General features: G+C 67.0%; 18 protein-coding genes. 10 read left to right on the forward strand and 8 right to left on the reverse strand.

What is annotated here, in order from left to right; all coding sequences use genetic code 11:
* Positions 1 to 61: 61 nt before the first annotated feature.
* Positions 62 to 2,449, forward strand: coding sequence for a TonB-dependent receptor (locus ABE473_RS05715; protein ID WP_346488781.1), 2,388 nt, complete (start codon positions 62 to 64; stop codon positions 2,447 to 2,449).
* A complete protein-coding gene (locus ABE473_RS05720) occupies positions 2,449 to 3,744 on the forward strand; it encodes an aminotransferase class V-fold PLP-dependent enzyme (protein ID WP_346488782.1) in 1,296 nt (431 codons plus the stop codon). The genes ABE473_RS05715 and ABE473_RS05720 overlap by 1 nt, the downstream gene beginning before the upstream one ends.
* A gap of 63 nt (positions 3,745 to 3,807) precedes the next feature.
* Here ABE473_RS05720 and ABE473_RS05725 read toward each other — a convergent pair whose 3' ends face one another.
* The 3 genes from ABE473_RS05725 to ABE473_RS05735 form a co-directional block, all read right to left on the reverse strand.
* Positions 3,808 to 5,100 carry a DUF445 family protein gene (locus tag ABE473_RS05725; RefSeq protein ID WP_179459321.1) on the reverse strand — a complete coding sequence of 431 codons (1,293 nt, stop codon included), beginning with the start codon at positions 5,098 to 5,100 and terminating at the stop codon, positions 3,808 to 3,810.
* Between the two features lie 113 nt (positions 5,101 to 5,213).
* Entirely contained in the window at positions 5,214 to 6,089 is an 876-nt protein-coding gene (locus tag ABE473_RS05730; protein WP_346488783.1) for a plasmid replication/partition related protein, read from the reverse strand.
* A gap of 79 nt (positions 6,090 to 6,168) precedes the next feature.
* Entirely contained in the window at positions 6,169 to 7,521 is a 1,353-nt protein-coding gene (locus tag ABE473_RS05735) for an aspartate aminotransferase family protein (protein ID WP_346488784.1), read from the reverse strand.
* Positions 7,522 to 7,635: 114 nt separating this feature from the next.
* On the opposite strand from ABE473_RS05735, the gene ABE473_RS05740 reads away from it, so the two are divergent.
* Entirely contained in the window at positions 7,636 to 9,138 is a 1,503-nt protein-coding gene (locus ABE473_RS05740) for an aldehyde dehydrogenase (protein WP_346488785.1), read from the forward strand.
* Between the two features lie 6 nt (positions 9,139 to 9,144).
* Here the strand turns inward: ABE473_RS05740 and ABE473_RS05745 are convergent, their stop codons facing one another.
* A complete protein-coding gene (locus tag ABE473_RS05745) occupies positions 9,145 to 9,774 on the reverse strand; it encodes a hypothetical protein (protein WP_346488786.1) in 630 nt (209 codons plus the stop codon).
* A gap of 173 nt (positions 9,775 to 9,947) precedes the next feature.
* On the opposite strand from ABE473_RS05745, the gene ABE473_RS05750 reads away from it, so the two are divergent.
* A complete protein-coding gene (locus tag ABE473_RS05750; protein ID WP_346488787.1) occupies positions 9,948 to 11,225 on the forward strand; it encodes an MFS transporter in 1,278 nt (425 codons plus the stop codon).
* Here ABE473_RS05750 and ABE473_RS05755 read toward each other — a convergent pair whose 3' ends face one another.
* From ABE473_RS05755 to ABE473_RS05770, 4 genes are all read right to left on the reverse strand, one after another.
* The gene (locus ABE473_RS05755) at positions 11,226 to 11,687 is read right to left on the reverse strand and encodes a bacteriohemerythrin (RefSeq protein WP_346478557.1); all 462 of its coding nucleotides are present in this window, start codon (positions 11,685 to 11,687) and stop codon (positions 11,226 to 11,228) included.
* Positions 11,688 to 11,757: 70 nt separating this feature from the next.
* Positions 11,758 to 13,104, reverse strand: coding sequence for a diguanylate cyclase (locus ABE473_RS05760; protein WP_346488788.1), 1,347 nt, complete (start codon positions 13,102 to 13,104; stop codon positions 11,758 to 11,760).
* A 737-nt stretch (positions 13,105 to 13,841) separates the two neighbouring features.
* Positions 13,842 to 15,404 carry an MASE1 domain-containing protein gene (locus tag ABE473_RS05765; RefSeq protein ID WP_346488789.1) on the reverse strand — a complete coding sequence of 521 codons (1,563 nt, stop codon included), beginning with the start codon at positions 15,402 to 15,404 and terminating at the stop codon, positions 13,842 to 13,844.
* 663 nt (positions 15,405 to 16,067) lie between these two features.
* Positions 16,068 to 17,306, reverse strand: a complete 1,239-nt coding sequence (locus tag ABE473_RS05770; RefSeq protein WP_346488887.1) for an FAD-binding oxidoreductase — start codon at positions 17,304 to 17,306, stop codon at positions 16,068 to 16,070.
* A gap of 244 nt (positions 17,307 to 17,550) precedes the next feature.
* Here ABE473_RS05770 and ABE473_RS05775 point away from each other — a divergent pair, with 244 nt between their 5' ends.
* From ABE473_RS05775 to ABE473_RS05800, 6 genes are all read left to right on the forward strand, one after another.
* Positions 17,551 to 18,309, forward strand: coding sequence for a gamma-glutamyl-gamma-aminobutyrate hydrolase family protein (locus tag ABE473_RS05775; protein ID WP_346488790.1), 759 nt, complete (start codon positions 17,551 to 17,553; stop codon positions 18,307 to 18,309).
* Positions 18,306 to 19,703 (forward strand): glutamine synthetase family protein, encoded by a 1,398-nt coding sequence (locus ABE473_RS05780; protein ID WP_176989561.1) that lies wholly within the window; start codon positions 18,306 to 18,308, stop codon positions 19,701 to 19,703. The genes ABE473_RS05775 and ABE473_RS05780 overlap by 4 nt, the downstream gene beginning before the upstream one ends.
* 132 nt (positions 19,704 to 19,835) lie before the next feature.
* Complete coding sequence (locus ABE473_RS05785) at positions 19,836 to 20,942, forward strand: polyamine ABC transporter substrate-binding protein (RefSeq protein ID WP_102789220.1); 1,107 nt, start codon at positions 19,836 to 19,838, stop codon at positions 20,940 to 20,942.
* A 172-nt stretch (positions 20,943 to 21,114) separates the two neighbouring features.
* Positions 21,115 to 22,248 (forward strand): polyamine ABC transporter ATP-binding protein, encoded by a 1,134-nt coding sequence (gene potA / locus ABE473_RS05790; RefSeq protein ID WP_319208268.1) that lies wholly within the window; start codon positions 21,115 to 21,117, stop codon positions 22,246 to 22,248.
* Positions 22,245 to 23,156, forward strand: coding sequence for an ABC transporter permease subunit (locus ABE473_RS05795; protein WP_176989562.1), 912 nt, complete (start codon positions 22,245 to 22,247; stop codon positions 23,154 to 23,156). Before potA ends, ABE473_RS05795 begins: the two co-directional genes overlap by 4 nt.
* On the forward strand, positions 23,153 to 23,998 hold the full coding sequence (locus ABE473_RS05800; RefSeq protein WP_176989563.1) for an ABC transporter permease subunit: 846 nt from the start codon (positions 23,153 to 23,155) through the stop codon (positions 23,996 to 23,998). The genes ABE473_RS05795 and ABE473_RS05800 overlap by 4 nt, the downstream gene beginning before the upstream one ends.
* Positions 23,999 to 24,056: the final 58 nt, after the last annotated feature.

Below are 24,056 nucleotides of genomic sequence, written 5' to 3' on the forward strand. Positions count from 1 at the left end.
TGTGAGGATGTCGTGACACGCCGTCACGGCATCCCCCCTCTGTTCGTTCGCGGAGTCGTCAGTGAATCGTTGTGCCCTTGCTGTTGCGGTGCTGTCCGTCCTTACCTTCGCCACGGCCGCCGATGCGCGCGCCGAGGCCGCCCCGGCAGGGAATGCCGCGGCCCCCGCCACCCTGGACACCATGATCGTCACCGGTACGCGCGGCAGCAACCGCACGCAGTTCGACACGCTGGCCCCGGTGGACGTGTTCTCGCAGGAAGAGATCCAGGCGATCGAATCGTCCGACCTCAACGATGTGCTGGCGCAGCTGGTGCCGTCGTTCGTGGTGCAACGCATGCCGATGAACGACGGCCTGGTGTTCGTGCGGCCGGCCACGCTGCGTGGCCTCTCGCCGGACCAGACCCTGGTGCTGGTCAACGGCCGGCGCTTCCACCGCTCTGCGCTGCTCGGTGCACGCGGTGCGCAGGGCCCGGACCTGGCCCAGATTCCGGTGCATGCGATCCAGCGCATCGAAGTGCTGCGCGACGGTGCGTCGGCGCAGTACGGCTCGGATGCCATCGCCGGCGTGATCAACATCATCCTGGATGACCGCGTCGGGGGTGAGCTGTCGCTGGGCCTCTCCGAATACAGCGAGGGCGATGGCACCGGCCGCAAGATCGGCGGCCGCCACGGCTTTGCATTGGGCGACAAGGGCAGCCTGTCGCTGTTCGCCGACTGGGACAAGTCCGATGCCACCTCGCGCAGCCGCCAGCGCGCCGATGCGATCGCCTTCCAGAACGCCCACCCGGATCTGGTCGTGCCCGATCCGGTGCAGCGCTGGGGCCAGCCCGACCTGGAAAACCGCCATTTCGGCTTCAACCTCACCCTGGCCTTGAACGACAGCGTCGACCTTTACGGCTTCGGTCTGTACGGGCACAGCGAAGGCGTCAGTGATTTCAACTGGCGCAATCCCGATGGCACCGCCTCGGTCTACAACCGCAGCCGCGTGTTCCCCGGCTGGGATGCGCGCAGCCTGTACCCGACCGGCTTCAGCCCGAAATACGGCAACGAGCAGGACGACCTGCAGGGCGTGCTCGGTCTGCGTGGCTACTGGGGCGAGCGCTGGCGCTGGGATGTGAGCGGCTCCTATGGGCGCAACCGCATCGGCTACACGCTGGGCAATTCGATCAACGCCTCGCTTGGCCCGGACAGCCCCACCTCGTTCTACCTTGGGCGCCTCTCGCAGGAAGAGAAGAACCTCAACGCGGATCTCGTCTATTCGCTGCCGGTCAGCGCGCTGGCCGCGCCGATCAACATCGCCTTCGGCGCGGAGACGCGCGAGGAAACCTACGGCGTGGATGCCGGCGATCCGGCGTCGTACGCGATCGGCCCGGGGGCGGTGACCGGCCTGGCCGGTGGTGCCAACGGTGCGCCGGGTTTCAGTGCGGCCAATGCCGGGCGCTGGAGCCAGCGCAGCCGCGCGGCCTACATCGATGTCGAAGCCCCATTGACGGCACGCTGGACCGTCGGCGCGGCGACCCGTTACGAGCACTTCTCCGCCTTTGGTGAAAGCGTGGACGGCAAGCTCTCCAGCCGCTTCGAGTTCACCCCGGACCTGGCGGTGCGCGGCTCAGTCTCCACCGGCTTCCGTGCGCCGACCCCGGGCCAGCTCTATACGCAGAGCACCCAGCAGGGTCTGGACACCGTGACCCTGCAGGTGTTCACCACCGGCCGCCTGTCGCCCAGCGACCCGCTCGCGATCCAGCTCGGTGCCAAGCCGCTCAAGCCGGAGCAGTCGCGCACCGCCTCGCTCGGCCTGACCTGGAAGAACGACCTGGGCTTCTCCGGCTCGGTGGACCTGTACGACATCAAGGTCACCGACCGCTTCAGCCAGTCGGCCTCGTTCGCGGTGCCGGCCGGCGTGCCCAACCCGCTGGCGTACACCTCGGTGAGCTTCTACACCAACGATTTCGACACCACCACGCGCGGTGTCGATGTGGTCGCCAGCCACACCACCGCACTTGGCGCGGGACGACTGAGCACCACGCTGGGCTACAACTACAACCAGACCCAGGTGGACAGCGGTGCCACCGGCGTGGCCACCAATGAAAGCCAGCGCCGCATCTTCGAAGAGCGCCTGCCGCGGCAGAAGGCCACGCTCGGCAGCACCTACGCGTGGGGTCGCTTCAGCGTGCTCGGCAAGCTGCGATACTACGGGGCATGGACAGACTCTTCGGGCAATGCCACCGGCGACATCTTCCAGCGCTTCGGGGCGATGAGCTTCGTCGATCTGGCGGTGAGCTGGAACGTCACCGAGCAGCAGACGCTGCGGATCGGCGCGGACAACCTGTTCGACCGCTACCCGGACGAGGCCAGCTTCCAGGCCAGTCGCGGCCTGATCTATTCGCGGAACGCGCCGTATGACACCGACGGCCGCAACCTCTACGCCGAATACCGGATCCGCTACTGATGGACCGGCAACGACGCTCTCTGCTGCGTGGCGCACTGGCCCTGCCGGTCGCCACGGTACTTTCCGGCACGACCGCCATGGGTGCTGAACCGATGGCGCTGCCGGCAATGGGCACGCGTACGCCCACAGAGCTTGCCGCCGACGAAACCTGGTGGGCGCAGGTCCGCGCGCTGTACGACCTCACCGATGAGGTCGTGATGCTGGACAACGGCTACTGGGGCGCGATGGCGCGCCCGGTGCTGCAGGCCTACCAGCAGGCCACTGCCACGGTGAATGCCGGCAACGCCTGGTTTGGGCGCCTGGCGTTCCCGCCGCTGTTCGAACAGGCCCGCGTGCGCCTGGCGCAGGTGCTGGGGGTGGAGACCGACGAGATCGTGCTCACTCGCGGTGCGACGGAAGCGATGCAGGTGCTGATCGGCAGCTACCGTGGGCTGTCACCGGGCGATGCGGTGATGTACGCGGACACCGACTACGACAGCATGATCAGCGCGATGCAGTGGCTGCAGGCGCGGCGCGGTGTGCAGCCGGTGGCGATCACGCTGCCCGAGCCGTTCGACCATGACAGCATCGTGGAGACCTACCGCCGCGCGCTGGCCGCCAACCCGCGCGTGCGCCTGCTCCTGCTGACCCACGTCAACCACCGCAACGGGATGCTGCTGCCGGTGGCCGAGATCGCCGCGCTGGCCCGGGCGGCCGGCGTGGAGGTGGTGCTCGATGCGGCGCATGGCATCGGCCAGGTGGATACGCCGCTGCGCGCGCTGGGCGTGGATTTCATCGGGATCAACCTGCACAAGTGGATCGGCGCGCCGGTCGGTGTCGGCGCGCTGTATGTCCACCGCGGACGGGTGCGTGATCTGGATCCGTACATGGGCGAGCAGGACCACGACGACATCCGCACCCGCGTGCACACCGGCACGGTCAACTTCGCGGCGTACATGGCGCTACCGGTCGCACTGGACCTGCACGAGCGCATCGGCGTGGCCAACAAGCGTGCGCGCCTGCTGCGCCTGCGCAATCAGTGGATGGACGCGTTGCGCGGCGACGCACGCATCCAGCTTCTGGGCTCGGACGACCCGCGGCTGTCCAGTGCGATCACCTCGTTCCGGCTGCGCGGGCAGACCACGATGCGCGACAACACCGCCACCTCGCAGCGGATGGTGAAGCAGTCAGGCGTGTTCGTGGTGCCGCGCGAGGGGTTGGCCTCCGGCGCCTGCCTGCGGGTGACGCCGGGGATCTTCAGCACGCCGGCGCAGATGGACGCACTGGTGGCGGCGGTACGCGCGGTCGCCGGCTGAGGCACCCGACGACGCTGGCGGTGACCTCGCCAGCGTCCGGCGGCAGGCCCGACGCGGGTCGGGCTACCAGTGGAACCACACCGTCAGCGCGTGCAGGATCACGCCGATCAGACCACCCACCAGGGTGCCGTTGAAGCGGATGAACTGCAGGTCGCGGCCAACGCTCAGTTCCAGCTGCTCGACCAGGTGGCGTTCGTCCCAGCTCTTGACCGTCTGCGCGATGTGCTCGGTCACGCCGCTGCGCAGCCGGGTGGTCAGGCGCTCGGCACCGTCCATCAGGTGCTGGTTGAGCGCCTCGCGCAGCGAAGGGTCGGCCTGCAGCGCCTCACCCACGGAGGCCAGGCTGCGGCGCAGATGGCCGGCGAGCGCAGAGTCCTCGCTGGCCAGGTCGGCACGCAGGCTGGCGTGGATGCGCGCCCACAGGCCCTGCACGTACTCCTGCACGGCCGGGTGGTCGATCACCTGCTGCTTGAGCTGCTCCACTTTCTCGGCCAGGGCCGGGTCTTCGCGCAGGCGCTGGATGTAGTCGCTCAGCCAGGTTTCGTAATCGCGGCGCAGCGGATGCTCGGGCTGGGCCAGAATCTGCTGCAGTTCTTCCAGCACCGCGTGCGCCAGTCGCTCGGCCAGGGTGTCACCGATCTCGTCGATCGGTTTGACCCAGTTGACCGTGCTGGCCAGCTTGGGCCACTCGCGCTGGATGTAGCCCACGATCAGCGTGGAGGCGCGGTCTTTGACCTTCTCGTTGCCCAGCCACTCGCTGATCCGGGTCAGGCCTTCATCCAGCACGCGCTGGTGGCGGTTGTCGGCGGTCAGCAGGCCGAGCAGTTCACCGGCGGTGGCGGCCGCGTTCCACTGGCGCAGCTGCTGGATCACGAAGCCCTGGATGCTGCGCCGGACCGCGGCCTCATCGAGGAAATCCAGCGCCTGCAGCGCCCAGCCGCGCGCCATGTCGGCCAGCATGCGGGCGCGTGCGGGTTCGGCGAGCCAGCTGCCGAGGCGGCTGGCCGGATCGAACACCTGCAGCCTCGCCAGCAGCGCCTGCGGTTCCAGGAACTGGTCGCGCACGAACAACGCCAGGCTGTCGGCAATGCGGTCCTTGCTGCGCGGGATGATGGCGGTATGCGGGATCGGCAAGCCAAGCGGCCGCCGGAACAGCGCGACCACCGCGAACCAGTCGGCCAGCGCGCCGACCGCAGCGGCTTCGCAGAAGGCCGAGACCCAGGCCCAGATGCCGCGTTCGCCGTGCCAGTGGCTGACCGCGAATCCGGCCAGCATCGCCACCAGCATGGCCAAGGCGATCAGTTTGAGGCGGCGCAGCTGGGCGCGGCGCGGGTCGGGCGGGGAGATCGGCGTCATCCCGGCAGTCTAACGACCGCAGGATGATGGCGAGGTAGTGCCGGCCGCTGGCCGGCAACCTGCCCCCCCCATCCGAAGGTCAATCGCGTTGCCGGCCCGCGGCCGGCACTACCTCAGACGTCCGCAACCTGCTTTCGCAGCGCGGCCAGCTGCTGGCGCAGGGTGTCGTTCTCCAGGGTCAGCGCGATGATGCGCTGGCGCAGTTCGCCCGGGCCTTCGCCCAGCGCGTTGAGCGCATCGGCGATCTCGGCGGCGCGGCTGGGGTCGACCTCGGCGTCGCCATCGGCGCTGTGCAGCACCTCCTGGGCCGGCTTGCGCGGCTTGCGCTTGGACTCGCGCACGCGCTTGGCGGCCTGCTTGAGTTCGTCCTTGCCGGCGGCGGCCGCGGCGCGCTGTTCGTCTTCGGGCAGGTCGGCCACGGCGGCCGCGGCGCTGATCGAGATCACCCCGGTCTTGACTGCTTCCACCAGCTCCGGCGCGGCCTGCTTGTGGATGCGTTCGATCATCGTCACCTGGCTGCTGCTCAGGCGCGCTTCGCGGGCCATGTCGGCGCGGCTGACCTTCGGCGCGGCGGCCCATGGCGGGCTGTCCTCGTCACCGGCATCGGCCGGGCCGCTGATCTCGCCGTCGCTTTCCTTCTGCAGCTGGGCCTGGTCGGCGCGATGACGCTCGGCCAGGATGTCGCGCTTGCGCAGCGCCAGCACGCCGCGCTGGAAATCGGAGACGCTGCGGCGGCCCAGGTGCTGTTCGATCATCCACAGGTGGACGTCGTCCATCGATTGGAACCGGGTGTTCTGGATCGTCTGGAACGGCAGGCCGTGTTTCTGGCAGATGCCGTAGCGGTTGTGGCCGTCCACCAGCACCTCCCCCCACAGCACCAGCGCATCGCGGCAGCCCTCGGCGAGGATGCTGCGCTCCAGGGCGTCGTGCTCGTCCGGGGTCAGCGGGTCGATGTAGGCCTTGAGTTCTTCTTTGACGACAATGTCCATGCAATCCGGTACGCGAGCGAAACGTGACCGACCATTGTAAGGATCGCGGCGGCCGCCGTCGTCGCCGACGGATTCAGGCTCAGCCGGTGGCGCGGATCATCTCGCCCAGCACGTCCACGATCCGGTCGATGTGGCTGCGCTCCAGGATCAGCGGCGGCGACAGTGCGATCACATCGCCGGTGCACCGCACCAGCAGCTGGCCGTCGCGGAAGCAGCGCTCGAACACCTCGTAGCCGCGGGCGCCCGGGGCATTCTTGCGGGGCATCAGCTCGACCGCGCCGATCAGCCCGAAGTTGCGGATGTCGATCACATGCGGCAGCCCGCGCAGGCTGTGCAGCCGTTCCTGCCAGTAGTCGCCCAGCTCGAGGGCACGCTCGAACAGATGCTCGTCGGCGTAGGTATCCAGGGCAGCCAGGGCGGCCGCACAGGCCAGCGGATGACCGGAATACGTATAGCCATGGAAGAACTCGATCGCGGCCGGCGGACCCTGCATGAACGCACCGTGGATCGCATCGCTGGCCAGCACCGCCCCCATCGGCACTGCGCCGTTGGTCAGGCCCTTGGCCAGGGTCAGCAGATCCGGGGTGACCCCGAAGCGCTGCGCGGCGAAGGCGTTGCCGACCCGGCCGAAGCCGGTGATGACCTCATCGAACACCAGCAGGATGCCGTGCTGGTCGCAGATCTCGCGCAGGCGCTGCAGGTAGCCCGGCGCCGGCAGGATCACGCCGGCCGAGCCGGCGATCGGCTCGACGAACACCGCCGCGATGGTGGACGCATCGTGCAGAGCGATCAGCCGCTCCAGGTCCTCGGCCAGCTCGGCGCCGTGGCGCGGCAGGCCGGCACTGAAGGCATTGCGCTGCAGATCGAGCGTGTGACGCAGGAAATCGCTGCCCGCCAGCAACGGCCCGAAGCTCTTGCGGTTGTTGGGCAGGCCGCCGATCGACAGGCCGCCGAAGCCGACGCCGTGATACGCCTTCTCGCGGCCGATGAAGCGGGTGCGGTGGCCCTCGCCGCGCAGGCGATGGTAGGCCAGCGCGATCTTCATCGCGGTGTCGACTGCTTCGGAACCGGAATTGGTGAAGAAGGCATGGTTCAAGCTGCCCGGCGCCAGCGCGGCCAAGCGCTGGGCCAGCACGAAGGGCAGCGGCGAGCCCATCTGGAAGGGCGGCGCGAAATCCAGCGTGGCGGCCTGCTGCTGGATCGCCTGCACGATCCGCGGTCGCGCATGCCCCGCGTTGCAGCACCACAGTCCCGCCGCGCCATCCAGGATCGCGCGGTCGTCGACGTCGTGGTAGTACATGCCCTCGGCGCGGACCAGCAGGCGCGGGGAGGCCTTGAACTGGCGGTTGGCGGTGAACGGCATCCAGTACGCGTCCAGGTCCGCAGGCGCTTGGCTGGCCAGGGTCGACAACGACGATTCGGGACGAGGCATGAGGCACTCCGCAGGGGCGCGATGGTCACGACTTTATCGCACCCGCCTCACGTCATCCCGTGACGGCGGCGGGTATAACCGCCTTACCCGAATGACACCGCGAGGATGACGCCCATGACCACCGCACGCACCCGTGACGACTGGCAGCGCCAGGCCGATGCACTGGCCTTCCAGGGGCAGGCCTTCATCGATGGGCGGTATGTCGATGCCGCCAGCGGCGCGCGCTACGACTGCATCAGCCCGATCGACGGCCGCGTGCTGGTGCAGGTGGCCGACGCCGATACCGTGGATGTCGACCGTGCGGTCGCGGCGGCGCGGCGCAGTTTCGACGCAGGGGACTGGTCGCGGGCCGCACCGTCGCACCGCAAGCAGGTGCTGCTGCGGCTGGCCGATCTCGTTGAACGGCACGCCGACGAACTCGCGTTGCTGGAAACCCTCGACATGGGCAAGCCGGTGCGCGACGCGCGCCAGGGCGACCTGGCCGGGGTGCTGCGCTGCCTGCGCTGGACGGCCGAGGCGGTCGACAAGGTGTACGGCGAGGTCGCCCCCACGGCGCTGGACACGCTGGGCCTGATCACCCGCGAGCCGGTCGGCGTGGTGGCGGTGATCGTGCCGTGGAATTTCCCGCTGCTGATGGCGGCGTGGAAGATCGCGCCCGCCCTGGCGGCGGGTAACTCGATCGTGCTCAAACCGTCCGAACGGTCGCCGTTGAGCGCGATCCGCCTCGCCGCACTGGTCGCCGAAGCCGGCGTGCCCGATGGCGTGTTCAATGTGCTGCCGGGCCATGGCGAGCGCACCGGCGAACCGCTGGCGCTGCACATGGACGTGGATGCGCTGGCCTTCACCGGCTCCACCGCTGTCGGTCGCCGGTTGCTGCAGTGCGCGGGTAAATCGAATCTCAAGCGCACCTGGCTGGAGTGCGGTGGCAAGAGCCCGAACCTGGTGTTCGCCGACGCGCCGGATCTGGACAGGGCCGCGCAGGCGGCCGCCACCGCCATCTTCTACAACCAGGGCGAGGTGTGCACGGCAGGCTCGCGCCTGCTGGTCCAGCGCTCGATCAAGGATGCCTTCGTGGCGCGGGTGCTCGCACAGGGCCGGCACATGCAGCCGCAGCATCCGTTCGAGCCGGACGCTGCGATGGGTGCCCTGGTCGATGAGGCCCACGCGGGCCGCGTGCTGGACTACGTGGCACGCGGCGAGGCCGAGGGCGCGCGCCTGCTGCTGGGCGGCAAACGGCGCGAGGTGGTGCCTGGCGGCAGCTATGTGGAGCCGACGGTATTCGATGACGTCGATCCGCAGCACACCATCGCCCGCGAGGAAATCTTCGGGCCGGTGCTGTCGGTGCTGACCTTCGATCACGAAGAGGACGCGTTGCGCCTGGCGAACGACTCGGTCTACGGCCTGGCCGCCGGTGTGTGGACGCGCGACCTGGGGCGTGCGCACCGCGTGGCCCGCGGGCTGCGTGCGGGCAGTGTCTGGGTCAACCAATGGGACGGCGGCGACATGACCGCGCCGTTCGGTGGCTACAAGCAGTCCGGCATCGGCCGCGACAAATCCCTGCACGCCTTCGACAAATACACCGAGCTCAAGGCGACCTGGATCCATCTGGGCGGATGAGGCACCTCAGCAGTCCTGGCTGTGGCCGATCAGCGACTCGCGCAGCAGGTCGCGATCCCTTTCGTCCACGGCGTTGCCCAGGTAATCGATCTGCTGCCGGGTGAGTCCGCACTGGTCCACCATGTAGCCCGGCGGCCAGGCACCGATCAGCTGGAAGATGCCCTGTACGATCTGCTCCGGCGTCATGCCGGCCTTCATGCGGAAGCGCTCGTGCCGGGGCTGGAACGCCGGGTGGATATCCCGGTTGCCCAGCACGCGCGGCACCAGTGACGCGGCGTCGATGCCGCTGCCGGTCAGCGACGACGGCACGCTCAGGTCCAGCGGCATGGGCAGGGCCAGTGGATCCACGGCGGCGTGCGATGCGGGGGTTGGTGTGGTCGCGACGGGCGCAGGCAGGCGCCGCGATGCCGCGGCCTGCGCCGGGGAGGGCAGGGGGGCCGTCGAGCGCGGGGGAACCGGTGCAGGCAACGGCTTCGGCAACCAGTACAGCGCCAGGCGCGCTTCATCAGCGGCAACACTGGGGGCCGGTGAACGCAGCAGCACGCCCAGCATCAGTCCGTGCACCACGATTACCACGCCGATGGCGGCGGGCTGTGTCCAGCGCGAGGCGATGGCACTCTTCCTTGAAGCAGACATCCGGGACCGTCCTGGTGGGGTGAGCGCGGTGAGACCGGGCGGTGCAGGGGAAGTTCCTGCCCGATGCGCAGGTCGCCGACCCGGTCACAGCCTGACAGTCTCGTCTGCAACCATCGCGGCAGGCCCGGGGTCGGCGTGGCAGAATCCGGCAGCTGCCTATTCCTGCGTACCCGATGTCCACACCTGCTGTCGCCCCTGTCGTGAACTCCCCCCGCCGCATCCTGCTGGCGAGCCTGATCGGCACCACCATCGAGTTCTTCGATTTCTACATTTACGCCACGGCGGCGGTGCTGGTGTTCCCGCACCTGTTCTTCCCGGAGAGCAGCGACGGGGCGGCGATGCTGCAGTCGCTGGCGACCTTCGCCGTCGCGTTCATCGCGCGGCCAGTCGGCTCGGCGGTGTTCGGCCACTATGGCGACCGCATCGGGCGCAAGGCCACCCTGGTGGCGGCGCTGCTCACGATGGGCATCTCGACCGTGGCGATCGGTCTGCTGCCCACGCATGCCAGCATCGGTCTGGTGGCGCCGGCGCTGCTGGCGCTGTGCCGGTTCGGCCAGGGCCTGGGGCTGGGCGGGGAGTGGGGCGGCGCGGTGCTGCTGGCCACCGAGAACGCACCGCCCGGCAAACGGGCCTGGTACGGCATGTTCCCGCAGCTGGGCGCGCCGCTGGGCTTCCTGCTCTCGGCCGGCATCTTCCTGCTGCTGGGGCGCGCGATGAGCGAGGCCGAGTTCCTGCAGTGGGGGTGGCGCGTGCCGTTCCTGGCCAGCTCGCTGCTGGTCGGCATCGGCCTGTGGGTACGCCTGAACATCCACGAGACCCCGCAGTTCCAGGCCGCGCTGGACCGCAACGAACGGGTCAAGCTGCCGATGTTGACCGTGCTGCGCGAGCATCCGCTGACCCTGGTGCTGGGCACCCTGGGGGCATTCGCCACCTTCGTGCTGTTCTACCTGATGACGGTGTTCACGCTGGGCCATGGCACCACCGTGCTGGGGTATTCGCGTGAGCAGTTCCTGCTGCTGCAGATGGTCGGCATCCTGTTCTTCGCGGCGGGCATTCCGATTTCCGCGCTGTACGGCGACCGCTGGGGCACGCGCCGCACCATGATCGTCGCCAGTGGCCTGATCCTCGCCTTCGGCGTGGTGTTCGCGCCGCTGTTCCAGGCGGGCAGCCCGTGGCTGGTGCTGGGCTTCCTGGCGCTGGGCCTGTTCCTGATGGGGCTGACGTATGGGCCCTGCGGCACCTTCCTGGCCGAGATCTATCCGGTCCAGGTGCGCTATACCGGCGCGTCCTTGTCGTTCAACCTGGCCGGCATCCTCGGTGCCGCACCGGCGCCGTACGTGGCCACCTGGCTGGCCGAACGCTACGGGCTGGTGGCGGTGGGTTACTACCTGTGCGTGACCGCGCTGATCACCATCGTGGCGCTGCTGGCGATGGGCCGGCGCGGGCGCTGATCAGCGGAAGAAGCGCTTCAGCGTGCGGCCCAGCCAGCTGCCCTGCTGGTGGTCGCGCGCGAACTGGTTGAGGTGCTGCTTGACCTGCGGCGCGTAGGCCTTGTCATCGCCACGGATGTGGTTGAACAGCCAGCGCGACAGCATCGTGCGCAGCTCTTCGGTGACGTCTTCGCCGGCCTGGAAGCGCAGCCGGTACTCGCCCACGCGCTTGCCGAAGATTTCATGCACGCGCTTGTGCGCCGCGCAGAACGGGTAGCCGGCTTCCTCCATCAGCTCTTCTTCGAAAGCGAAGTGGGACATCGTGTAGTCCACCAGCTCGTCGATCACTTCGGCCACTGCCAGCCGCTCCAGACTCTTCTGGGCGACGTGCAGGTGGTTGAGCATCTCCACGATGCGCATGTGCTGGTGATCGATGACATCGATGCCGATGTTCAGATCGTCCTGCCAGACCAGAAGTGCCATGGTGCGTTCCCCGCGATGTTCAACTGGGGGCGACTCTAGGCAGTCGCGGTCGGCGCCGCGTTGATCTCGATCAAGGCGCCAGGGCAGGCTCGCGCTGGTGTGGGCCGGTGGCCACCGTGGCGCAGTGGACCCGGTTGCGGCCCCCCGCCTTGGCCAGGTACAGCTGCCGATCGGCCTCGGAGATCAGCCGGTGCAGCGAATCGCGGTGCGGGCGAAGGCAGCACAGCCCGATGCTGACCGTCATGCGCAGGGTGGTATGGCCCAGGTCGACCTCCAGCGCGGCGATCGTCTGTCGCAGTTCCTCGAAGTAGACCAGCGCCGCCTCCTGGTCCAGGCCCGGCACCAGCAGGCAGAACTCCTCGCCACCGAAGCGCGCGACCAGATCGTCCTGGCGGGCGTGCTGGCCGACCGCCGCGGCGACCGCGCGCAGCGCATCGTCACCGGCCTCATGCCCATGGGTATCGTTGATGTGCTTGAAGTGGTCGATGTCGATCATCGCCACCGCGACCTGTTCACCGTCCAGGTGCAGCTGCGGCAGCTGGCGCTGGCTCTGCTCCAGGAAACACCGGCGGTTGGGCAGGCCGGTCAGGAAATCACGGGTGGCCAGGTCCTGCAGGGTGCCGATCAGCTCGAGCTGATCCACGTTCTGCGAGACGCGGCAGAAGAACTCTTCGCGCGAGAAGGGCTTGCGCAGGAAGTCGTTGGCGCCGTTCTTGAGGAAACGCGGGATCAGCGATGGATCGGTGTTGCCGGAAATGCCGATCACCGCCAGTTTGTCGCGCGAGCGCATCGTGCGCAGGCGTCGGGTGAACTCCACGCCCTCCATGCCGGGCATTTCCTGGTCGACCACGGCCAGCCGGATCGCCGGATGGGCCTCGATCGCCTTGAGCCCCTCGGCACCGTCGGCGGCCTCGTAGACGTCGTGTCCGTACATGCGCAGCAGCGAGGCGGCGTACATCCGCGCCGACATCGAGTCGTCCACCACCAGGGCGGCGATGCGGCGGTTGCGCTCCAGCCGCTGCACCAGCCACACCAGGTAGTCGATGCTGCCGGGCGTGTTCTTGAGTACGTAATCGATGATCTGCTGCTGCAGTACGCGCTTGCGCAGGTCTTCGTCGTAGACGCCGCTGACCACCACCGTGGGCAGCCCGCGCGACAGGAAGTAATCGACCACGGTGTCGCGGTCGCCATCGGCCAGGACCAGCCCGGTCAGGACCAGGAACCAGCCCTGTTCCTCATCGAGCAGCCGCCCGGCTTCGGCCAGGCTGGTCGCCACCGAGACCGGCAGCTCCAGCCGCTGCTCGATCGCCTCGCGCAGCATGCTGGTGAACGTGCGCGAGTTTTCCACCAGCAGGATCCGCTGGGGCAGGGCATCACCGGGGTCGCTGAGAACAGCGCCCTGCAACAGTGCCGGCATGAGGCGTACGCTCGGTTCCGAGTGGGTCGGGACAGATAGCGGCGGTTTCACACGCAACTTTAGGGGCAGGGGTGCTGCGTAACGTCGCAGCCTCGGCCTGGTTGCCCGGTGGGCGTCGTACTGTACCGGCCGCTCGGCCGGCTTCCGTTGATCGATGGATGCCCGCTTGCCGTTACTATCGCCGAAGTTCCCCTCAACGTTTTAATCAGGAGGTAAATGTGCGCATTCCAAGGATTGTTGGTGTTGTGGGTATCGTAATTCTCGCGTCGGTTCCGATGGTCGGGATGGCGCAGTCAGATGGTCACGGGACTCATCTTGCAAAAAGTGGTCTGGGCAGGGCGCAGCCGACAGCTGTCAATCTGAGTCAGGATCCGCAGTGGCGCCTGTATGGGTTCCAGCGCGATGGAATCTCGTACTTCCAGGTAAATGATCTGTTGGGACGTGTGCAGGTGATCATCGGAAATGTGGATGATGCATTCTGGACCTTGCCCGCTGGCGAAAGCTCGGCGAGTGTGTCGTTGCCACTGCAACGCGTACAACTCCCGGCAAATGCAGCGAGGACCGAAATCTATCGAGGCCCCCACTTCTCGCTGGTCCTGTATGGACGCGGTGCCGATGCTGTGTGGTCCGTCGAGGTCGTAGACCAGCAGCCCTAGCATTCTGATAGACAGCCAGCGTTGAGGTGCTGCCGCCCAGGGGGCAGCACCTCAATGCACCTTGGTAGGTGTCGAACGGACCTATTGTCCTGGTCGAGTACTTTCCCTTACCCACGTCTGTGGGGGCATGTTCGTCGCTTTGGCGGACGACCGCGCGGCGGTCTCCGCGAGTACTATCCTGACCCGATTGCGGCGGCACTGTACGAAGCCGCCGTAAGCGAGAGGCAGGCCCGCCAGATGCTCATCCACCATGGCGACAGTTGTCCCGGACAACGGCTGCACCGAATCAAGCAGTGCCACCACAATCAGGATTCCCCGCCGCGACCCGAAACGCCCGCAGCGCGCACGAACCACTATCTGTCCGAACTCATGTTCCAAAAGCAGGGACACCGCCTCAGTGAGTGCCCGATAGGCAGCCAGTTGCAGTCCTGTACTCAACATGCAGGGATCGCCTTCCAGGCGAGGTCGCGTCATCCGGTTGCTCTGGTCCCAGGATTCTCGTACGCCGCCGGCCTGCAGGGCAACGTAGAGACCCAGATGATCCAATGTGGTGGGATAGACCATGCTTGCCTGGGTACGGAACTGATGTGAATGCACCGCTGCAGTGTTCAACAGTCCGCTTGCTATTTCATGGTGGCCCTGCAGTTTCAGCCAGTTCACCACTTCTCTAAGCGATACCTCAATGCCGTCGCCGAGCTTCCTGATGTGGAGCGCGCGTTCGCGAAGGCCTTTTTCACTGGCGATATGTGAGTTGCGGGCCAGCTTTAGTGCATTTCTCTCGCCATCGTCACGGATCCGGTAACGATGGTAATAGTGCGTAATGCGCGAGCCGAACAGAAGCAGGGCGATACTGGCAACGGCCATGACCATCTGCGTCGTAAATGTCGTCGGATCGAATGCCAGGGGATACGGCTTTGGCGTCGTGAGGCCAATGATGAGATTGAGTGACGGGACGGCTATTGCGGCCCCACGCCAACCAAGCAGGCAGGTAAGAGCGATGGCAGGCAGTGCCATCAACAGTTGCAGGCTGCTCTTGGCCGTGGCCGACTCTTCGGGAATCATCGCAGAAGCGATGCCAGTCAGGATCATGAGCGCGAGTGCGGCGATACTCGGTGTCAGGAAGCGACCTGTCCACGGCAGTTCTGCGCGCCTACTGGCCCAAAGCAGGGCAAGAGGGACGACCGTCAGAATGCCGATGAAGTCGCCGACGATGTAGCGCGCCGCGCCGGTGAGTAACGGTACATCTGGCGTCGGCCACAGCAGGTGCATCAGGACCAGGTTCAACGACGTGACCGCTACGGCCGATGTCGCGCCAACTGAAAGCAACCAGACCTGCGTGGTGGTGGCCACCATCCTGCGATGCAGTCGCACGATCATTGCAACCGTTGGCATCAGTGAGACGGAGGCGAGGATGACCCACGTCAACCCATACTTTTCCACCATCGGGTAACGCATCTGGGCGAAGTAGGCGTATTCGCCGAGAAACAGGTACGGCCACAGTCGTGGCGGGCAAAGCAGCAGCGCGGCCACGCGTATGCCCGCAGGCAGGTAGAACTGGTCGAGGGACAGCTTGCGTGCGCCCCAGCATGCAAACGCATAGATGACTGCAAGGACAAGCCCGATAGGCTCGATGCGCAGGTTCAACTGAAGTCCATTTTTCCACCATTCTCCTCGCATCGGCTTCCCCTGTTCGTGCCTTCTACTTCCCTGTGTAGCAATGCCCGCGATGAGATTGGACGGTATCTATACCCGCCGGATTATGCAATTGCGAAACTGATCCGCCGTGGTGCCGACGACACGGTGTGGATTCGCGCGCGGCACGCATAGCGCTCATGGGCGTGACACATATCTCATTTTTTATGAAATCCTTCACGCAGGCTGTGGGGCCGCGTTCGAAATGCGCCGCAGTCACGCAGGTGAATCCCGGTTCTCGAGGAGTGCCAATCTCAGCCGCTGCAGGCGTTGATGTGACGCATTCTCCACGCTTCGTCGTTATGGGACGCGCGACGTACACAGCGCGGGAGATGCTGCGATACCGTCTACTGGCCCCTCGGTCTGGATGTGGCGGGATGTGGAGAGCCCGTTTTCAGATGCCGCGCCGTGTCTCATTTTTCCGATGCCGGGTGTCAACGCAGCGCGAGTAAATGATGGGGCTTATGATCTTCACAATTCCCGGCTTGGCGGCCACGACGCACATTGAGTGGCTGAAAATGTCGAATCGACGCAAGGGCTCCAACCCGTCACCGCGCAGCACCCGGCCGGCACCGCCGCCGAACCCGCCACCCCCGCCGAAAGCCCCTTAAGCCCTCACCACAACGCATCGCGCAGCTTGTACCAGGACATCGCCGCGACCAGCAGCGGCGTCCGCAGCATGCGCCCGCCGGGGAAGGGCCGGTGCGGGATGCGTTCGAACACGTCCAGGCGCTCGGCCTGCCCGGCGATGGCCTCGGCCAGCACCTGGCCGGCGAGCCCGGCTGCCGCCACGCCGTGGCCCGAGAAGCCCTGCGCGAAATAGACATTCGGGGTCAGCCGGCCCCAGTGCGGGGCGCGGTTGCGGGTGATGTCGACATAGCCACCCCAGACGTACTCCAGCTCCACATCGGCCAGCTGCGGGAACACCGAGCGCATGCGCCGGGTCATGACGCCGCGCAGCCCGGGTGGGGGCAGGGCGGAATAGCTGGCCTGGCCGCCGAACAGCAGGCGGTGGTCGCGGCTCAGCCGGAAATAGTCCAGCGCCCAGCTGACATCGGCCACGGCCATGTCGTTGCGGATCAGCGCCTGCGCCCGCGCCTGCCCGAGCACGGTACTGGCGCCGATATACGTGCCCACCGGCATGATCCGCGATTCGAGCTCGGGCGCGATGCCTTCCAGCCACGCGTTGCCGGCGATCACCACATGGTCGGCCGTTACCGTGCCGTGCGCGGTGCGCAGTTGCGGCCGCGCCCCTCGGATCAGCTGCAGCACCGGCGACTGTTCGTGGATCACCGCCCCGGCCCCCTCGGCCGCGCGCGCCAGGCCTTGCGCATAGGCCAGCGGATGCAGGTGGCCGCTGTGGGGATCGAACATGGCCCCGCGATAGCGCGGGCTGTCCAGCTGTCCGCGCAACTGCGCGCGGTCCCACCACTCCAGGGGATAGTCGTAGCGCTGGGCCAGATCGATCAGCCCGGCACGCAGCATGCGCTCCTGGCGGGGTTTGATCGGCACGCTGGCGTGGCCGTCGCGCCAGTCGCAGTCGATCTGGTGGCGGGCGATGCGGTCGCGCAGCAGGCGCATGCCGTCGCGTGAAAACGCGAACAGCGCCCGCGCGTCCTCGGCGCCGACCAGATGCTCCAGCGTATCCACTTCGCAGCCGTAGCCAACGATGGCCTGGCCACCGTTGCGGCCGGAGGCGCCCCAGCCGACCCGGTGGGCCTCCAGCAGCACGACGCGATAGCCACGCTCGGCCAGGGTCAGGGCGGCGGACAGCCCGGTGTAGCCGGCACCCAGCACGCAGACATCGGCGTTCAGGTCGCCGGCCAGCGGGACACGCAGCGAGGTGCCAGGCACGCTGTCGGCGTACCAGCTCGGCGCGTGCGCTTCGCCGGCGGCGGTCACGCCGGGCACCGGCGGAAAAAGGTGAGGACGACAATCATGGACAGAGGATGCCAGCAACCGACGCGCGGAACAGTACGCAGTCTGTCGCAGCCTTTGCCGCCGGCATGTGATGGGTCGTGCTTCGCCAGCGGGGCCGCGTGTTGCGCGGGGTCTGCGCGCAGGGGTAACGTGGCCGCAGGTCATCCGAGCATGACGCATGGTCTCGCCCCCCTGGGTCGGCCTGCCCACCGACAGCACGATGCTGGGCCATCATCGCTTCGCGGCGGCGGGTGAGAAGTACCTCCGCGCGCTGGTCGAGGCGGCCGGTGTCACGCCGGTGCTGCTGCCCAGCCTGCAGCCGCCATTGCCGGCCGCGGATTGGCTGGATCGCCTGCAGGGCGTGCTGCTGACCGGCGCGGTGAGCAACATCGAGCCGCATCTGTATGCCGGCCCGCCCAGTTGGCCGGGCAACCGCCATGATCCGGCCCGTGATGCGAACGCGCTGTCGCTCCTGCACGAGGCGCTGGCGCGCGACCTGCCGGTGCTGGCGATCTGCCGCGGTTTCCAGGAGTTGAACGTGGCCCTGGGCGGCAGCCTGCATCCGCGTGTGCACGAGGTGCCGGGGCTGAGCGATCATCGTGAAGATCCGGACGCGCCCGTCGAGGTGCAGTATGGTCCTGCACATGACATCCGGCTGTCCGACGGCGGTTGGCTGGCCGGCTGGGCCGGCGCGCCCACGGCAACGGTCAATTCCGTGCACGGGCAGGGCATCGATCGCTTGGCCGAGGGGCTGCAGATCGAGGCCGTCGCCGAGGACGGCCTGATCGAGGCCGCGCGCAGCACCACGCATCGTTTCGTGCTCGGGGTGCAGTGGCATCCGGAGTGGCGGGTGGCCGACAATCGGTTCTATCACAGTATTTTCCATGCCTTCGGCGATGCTTGTCGCCGCAACTCCCTTACAGCAGACCGGTCATGACCACCCGAACGCGTTCGCGCAAAGCCGCCGCCCCCAAGCCTGTTCCGCAGGAGAGCACGCTGCTGCGCTGGCTCAAGGACCGGCGGATCACCGAGGTGGAGTGCCTGGTGCCGGATATCACCGGCAATGCCCGCGGCAAGATCATTCCGGCCGACAAGTTCTCCCACGATTACGGCACGCGCCTGCCGGAAGGCATCTTCGCCACCACGGTCACCGGCGAATTCCCGGACGACTACTACGAGCTGACCTCCCCCTCGGATTCGGACATGATCCTGCGCCCGGACGCGGACACCGTCCGCATGGTGCCGTGGGCGACCGATCCGACCGCGCAGGTCATCCATGACTGTTTCACCAAGACCGGCGAGCCGCATGAGCTGGCCCCGCGCAACGTGCTGCGTCGCGTCCTCAATGCCTATGCCGAACTGGGCCTGCGCCCGGTGGTGGCACCGGAGCTGGAGTTCTTCCTGGTCCAGAAGAACACCGATCCGGACTTCCCGCTGCTGCCGCCCGCCGGCCGCTCCGGGCGACCGGAGACGGCGCGCCAGTCCTACTCGATCGATGCGGTCAACGAATTCGATCCGATCCTCGATCTCATGTACGACTACTGCGATGCGATGAAGCTGGACGTGGACACGCTGATCCACGAATCCGGCGCGGCGCAGCTGGAGGTCAACTTCACCCACGCCAACGCGATGGACCTGGCCGACCAGGTGTTCCTGTTCAAGCGCACCATGCGCGAATCGGCGATGCGCCACGGCATCTATGCGACGTTCCTGGCCAAGCCGATGGAAAACGAGCCGGGCAGTGCGATGCACATCCACCAGAGCCTGCTGAAGATCAGCGACGGCAGCAATGTGTTCACCGGCGAGCACGGCGGTGAGGATTTCAGCCCGCTGTTCGGCCACTACCTGGCCGGCCTGCAGAAATACGTGCCGGCCGCGATGGCGTTCTTCGCGCCAAACGTCAACTCCTACCGCCGGCTGATGTTCGGCGAAGTCTCGCCCAGCAACGTGCACTGGGGCTTCGACAACCGCACCTGCGGGCTGCGGGTGCCGCTGGACACGCCGGAGAACATGCGGGTGGAAAGCCGGTTCGCCGGTTCGGACGCCAACCCCTACCTGGCCATCGCCGCGACCCTGGCCGCCGGGCTGCTCGGCATCCGCGAGCAGGGCTCGCCGACCGCGCCGATCAGCGGCAGCGCCAAGGAGCTCGGCTACGACCTGCCGCGCTCGCTGGGCGAGGCGCTGGACGGGCTGGAAGGCTGCCCGGAGCTGCGCGAGATGCTCGGCGAGCGCTTCTGCCGCGCCTATGTGTCGGTCAAGCGCAAGGAATACGAGACCTTCTTCCGGGTGATCAGCTCCTGGGAGCGCGAGTTCCTGCTGCTCAACGTCTGACCCCATGCACCCCATCCGGCATGGCCGTGAGGGCCGTGTGCTGGGAAAATGGGGACATGCCCGGTAGGCTGGCACCCGTTGCGCCGGTCTGGCCGGTTCCCCCCAACTCGCACCTGACCTGTGGAGAGTCCGATGAAGCTGCGAATCCTCACCCTCGGCATTGCCGTATCCGTGCTGACCGCCTGTGGCGGCGGTGACAAGCAGGACGACGCCAAGGTGCTGAACGTCTACAACTACAGCGATTACATCGCCGAAGACACCATCCCGAATTTCGAGAAGGCCACCGGCACCAAGGTGACCTATGACGTGTTCGACAGCGACGAGATGGTCGAAACCAAGCTGCTGGCCGGCAACAGCGGGTACGACGTGGTCGTGCCGACGCTGAACTTCTTCGGCCGCCAGATCAAGGCCGGCGTGTTCCTGCCGCTGGACAAGAGCAGGATCCCGAACCTGGCCAATCTCGATCCGAGCGTGATGAAACGCATCGCGCAGCAGGATCCGGGCAACGAATACGGCGTGCCGTACATGATCGGCACCACCGGCATCGGCTACAACGTGGAGCTGCTCAAGCAGCGCTTCGGTGGCAGCACCGAGATCGCCAACAGCTGGGACCTGATCTTCAAGCCCGAAAACATCGCCAAGATGAAGGACTGCGGGATCACGATCCTGGATACGCCGTCGGACATGATCCCGATCGCGCTGCATTACCTGGGCGAAGATCCGCACAGCCAGGACCCGGCCACGCTGGAAAAGGCCGCTGCGCTGCTCAAGACCATCCGCCCGTACGTGCAGAACTTCCACTCCTCGCAGTACGTGGGCTCGCTGGCCAACGGCGGTACCTGCCTGGTGGTGGGCTGGTCCGGTGACATCATCCAGGCCCGTGACCGCGCGGCCGAGGCCTCCAATGGCGTGACCGTGGCCTACTCGATCCCGCGCGAAGGCGCCCCGCAGTGGTTCGACATGCTGGCCATCCCCAAGGATGCCAAGCACCCGGAGGCCGCCTATGCCTTCATCAACTACCTGCTGGAGCCGAAGGTCGCCGCGGCCAACACCAACTTCATCCATTACGCCAACCCGGTGACCACGGCCACGCCGCTGGTGGACGAAGCGATCCGTACCGACCCGACCATCTACCCGCCGGCCGATGTGGCGGCGAAGATGTTCACCTATTCGATCAACACGCCCGAGGTCGACAAGCTCTACACCCGGCTGTGGACCGAGGTGAAGACCGGGCGCTGACCCGCCCTTGCGACGCCGGCCCCGTGCCGGCGTCGTCGTTTCAGGGGGAGGGGCGGCAATCCGCCCCGGGCCCGGCAAAGCGGGCCGCCCGACCGGGTAGCGCATGACGCCACGACGACCGGTAAAATGGGATGCTCCCCCCGTCCTGCCGCCGCTCCCGGAGCCGCCCCCCATGCCATTTGAAGCCAAGCCGGAAGGCGCGGTCCTCCCGGTCCTGGAACCGGGCTACCTGTCCATCCGCGCGCTGCGCAAGGAGTTCGACGGCTTCGTCGCGCTCGATGACGTCACCCTGGACGTGCGCAAGGGCGAAATCTTTGCGCTGCTCGGTGGCTCCGGCAGCGGAAAATCCACGCTGCTGCGCTGCCTGGGCGGCTTCGAGACACCGACCCAGGGCACCATCGACCTGGACGGCCAGCGCATCAATGCGCTGCCGCCGTACCAGCGCCCGATCAACATGATGTTCCAGTCCTATGCGCTGTTCCCGCACATGACGGTGGAGCAGAACATCGCGTTCGGCCTGAAGCAGGACGGCATGGCCCGCGATGCGATCAACCGCCGCGTCGGCGAAATGCTGGAGCTGGTGCAACTGGGCAAGCTGGCCAAGCGCAGACCGCACCAGCTGTCCGGTGGCCAGCAGCAGCGCGTGGCGCTGGCGCGGTCGCTGGCCAAGGGTCCGAAGCTGCTGTTGCTGGATGAGCCGATGGGCGCGCTCGACAAGAAGCTGCGCTCGCAGATGCAGCTGGAGCTGGTCAACATCATCGAGACCACCGGGGTGACCTGCGTGATGGTCACCCACGATCAGGAAGAGGCCATGACCATGGCTACCCGGATCGCGGTGATGGACGCCGGCTGGATCCAGCAGGTCGGCAAGCCGGATGAGATCTACGAGCAGCCGGCCAACCGCTTCGTGGCCGAGTTCATCGGCTCGGTGAACCTGTTCGATGGCGTGCTGGACGAAGACCTGCCGGAGTACGTCACCGTGCGCACGCCGCTGTTCCCCGCGCCGATCTACGTCGCCCACGGCATCACCGGCTACGAAGGCCAGCCGGTGGCGTTCGCGCTGCGCCCGGAGAAGGTGATGATCGGCAAGGACGAGCCGGCCGGCGACACCAACAAGGCCCAGGGCGTGATCGAGGAGATCGCCTATTTCGGCAGTCACTCGGTGTTCCATGTGCGCCTGCCGAGCGGGGCCAAGGTGCTGTCCAACTTCGCCAACTCGCAGCGCTGGGCCAGCGATGGCCTGACCTGGGGTGACACCGTGTGGGTGCACTGGCGCGACAACGACGGCGTGGTGCTGACCTCATGAGCGCGACCGGCTGGAAGCGCTGGCTCCCGGGCACGCGCGCCGGCGTGATCGCCGCGCCGTACCTGTGGCTGCTGCTGTTCTTCGCGGTGCCGTTCGTGATCATCCTGATGATCTCCTTCGCGCGCACCCAGGTCGGCTCGCCGCCGTACACCTGGCTGCTGGAGTACGTGGACGGCGCCTTCTCGCTCAAGCTCAACCTCGGCAGCTACGCGGCCCTGGTCAAGGACAACCAGTACCTGCTGGCCTACCTGAGCTCGATCAAGATCGCGGTGATCTCGACCCTGCTCACCCTGCTGATCGGCTACCCGATGGCCTACGTGATCTCGCGGATGAGCCCGGCCGCGCGCAACGTGGCGATGATGCTGGTGGTGCTGCCCTCGTGGACCTCGTTCCTGATCCGCGTGTATGCCTGGATCGGCATCCTCGACCGCAACGGCCTGCTCAACCAACTGCTGCTCAAGATCGGCGTGATCGATGCGCCGCTGCAGATCCTGTACACCCCGACCGCCGCCTACATCGGCATCGTGTACTGCTATCTGCCGTTCATGGTGCTGCCGCTGTACGCCAACCTGGTCAAGCTGGACAACCGCCTGCTCGAGGCCGCCTACGATTTGGGCGCCAAGCCGTGGCAGGCCTTCCTGCGGATCACGCTGCCGCTGTCGCGCACCGGCATCATCGCCGGCTGCATGCTGGTGATGATTCCGGCCGTGGGTGAATTCGTGATCCCGGAAATGCTGGGCGGGCCGGACACGCTGATGATCGGGCGCGTGCTGTGGGGCGAGTTCTTCAACAACCGCGACTGGCCGACGGCCTCGGCGGTGGCGATCGTGATGCTGGCCCTGCTGCTGGTGCCGATCCTGCTGTTCAACCGCATGCAGCAGCGCGAGCTGGAAGGAAAGCTGGCATGAGCATGGTGCGCAGCAACCGCTGGCTGGGCTGGAGCCTGCTCGGGCTGGGCTTCGCCTTCCTGTACCTGCCGATCCTGTTGTTGATGGTGTACTCCTTCAACGCCTCCAAGCTCGCCACGGTCTGGTCGGGTTTCTCCACGCGCTGGTACGGCGAACTGTTCAACAACCGGCAGATCCTGGATGCGCTCTGGATCAGCCTCAAGGTCGCATTCTGGACCGCCTGTGCGGCCACCGTGCTCGGCACGATGGCGGCGATGGTGATGACCCGCATGCGCCGCTTCCCGGGCAAGACCCTGTTCGGGGCGTTGATCACCGCGCCGCTGGTGATGCCGGAAGTGATCCTGGGCTTCTCGCTGATGACCCTGCTGGTGGCGATGGGCGGCATCCCGGGCTTTCCCAGCCGCGGCGTGACCAGCATCTGGATCGCGCATGTCACCTTCACGTTGTCCTTCGTGACCGTCGTGGTGTCTTCGCGCCTGCAGGAGCTGGATCGCTCGCTGGAAGAGGCCGCGATGGATCTCGGTGCGAGCCGGCTGAAGGTGTTCTTCCAGATCACCCTGCCGATCATCGCCCCGGCGCTGGTGGCCGGCTGGCTGCTGGCGTTCACGCTGTCGCTGGATGACGTGGTGATCGCCAGCTTCGTGGCGGGGCCGAACTCGACCACCCTGCCGATGAAGGTGTTCTCCTCGGTGCGGATGGGCATCAAGCCCGAGATCAATGCGCTGGCCACCCTGATGGTGCTGGCGGTGTCGATCGCGGCGGTGATCGGGTGGTACATCACCGCGCGCACGGAAAAGCGTCGCCAGCGCGACATGCAGATGGCGCTGCAGGACCCCGGCTGAACGTCATCCCGATCCGGCAACATCCGGCTCACGGGGTCGGGCGCACACTGCGGGTCTG

This window comes from Stenotrophomonas sp. TWI700 (assembly GCF_039673645.1).
Taxonomy (GTDB): domain Bacteria; phylum Pseudomonadota; class Gammaproteobacteria; order Xanthomonadales; family Xanthomonadaceae; genus Stenotrophomonas; species Stenotrophomonas maltophilia_AA.

Excerpts from the sequence above, each read along its gene's own strand:
- ABE473_RS05745 (WP_346488786.1), bottom strand. The coding sequence starts at position 9,774 with ATGTCTGCTTCAAGGAAGAGTGCCATCGCCTCGCGCTGGACACAGCCC.
- ABE473_RS05755 (WP_346478557.1), bottom strand. The coding sequence starts at position 11,687 with ATGGCACTTCTGGTCTGGCAGGACGATCTGAACATCGGCATCGATGTC.
- ABE473_RS05725 (WP_179459321.1), bottom strand. The coding sequence starts at position 5,100 with ATGACGCCGATCTCCCCGCCCGACCCGCGCCGCGCCCAGCTGCGCCGC.
- ABE473_RS05785 (WP_102789220.1), top strand. The coding sequence starts at position 19,836 with ATGAAGCTGCGAATCCTCACCCTCGGCATTGCCGTATCCGTGCTGACC.
- ABE473_RS05800 (WP_176989563.1), top strand. The coding sequence starts at position 23,153 with ATGAGCATGGTGCGCAGCAACCGCTGGCTGGGCTGGAGCCTGCTCGGG.
- potA (WP_319208268.1), top strand. The coding sequence starts at position 21,115 with ATGCCATTTGAAGCCAAGCCGGAAGGCGCGGTCCTCCCGGTCCTGGAA.
- ABE473_RS05720 (WP_346488782.1), top strand. The coding sequence starts at position 2,449 with ATGGACCGGCAACGACGCTCTCTGCTGCGTGGCGCACTGGCCCTGCCG.
- ABE473_RS05730 (WP_346488783.1), bottom strand. The coding sequence starts at position 6,089 with ATGGACATTGTCGTCAAAGAAGAACTCAAGGCCTACATCGACCCGCTG.
- ABE473_RS05760 (WP_346488788.1), bottom strand. The coding sequence starts at position 13,104 with ATGCCGGCACTGTTGCAGGGCGCTGTTCTCAGCGACCCCGGTGATGCC.
- ABE473_RS05740 (WP_346488785.1), top strand. The coding sequence starts at position 7,636 with ATGACCACCGCACGCACCCGTGACGACTGGCAGCGCCAGGCCGATGCA.
- ABE473_RS05795 (WP_176989562.1), top strand. The coding sequence starts at position 22,245 with ATGAGCGCGACCGGCTGGAAGCGCTGGCTCCCGGGCACGCGCGCCGGC.
- ABE473_RS05735 (WP_346488784.1), bottom strand. The coding sequence starts at position 7,521 with ATGCCTCGTCCCGAATCGTCGTTGTCGACCCTGGCCAGCCAAGCGCCT.
- ABE473_RS05775 (WP_346488790.1), top strand. The coding sequence starts at position 17,551 with ATGGTCTCGCCCCCCTGGGTCGGCCTGCCCACCGACAGCACGATGCTG.
- ABE473_RS05750 (WP_346488787.1), top strand. The coding sequence starts at position 9,948 with ATGTCCACACCTGCTGTCGCCCCTGTCGTGAACTCCCCCCGCCGCATC.
- ABE473_RS05780 (WP_176989561.1), top strand. The coding sequence starts at position 18,306 with ATGACCACCCGAACGCGTTCGCGCAAAGCCGCCGCCCCCAAGCCTGTT.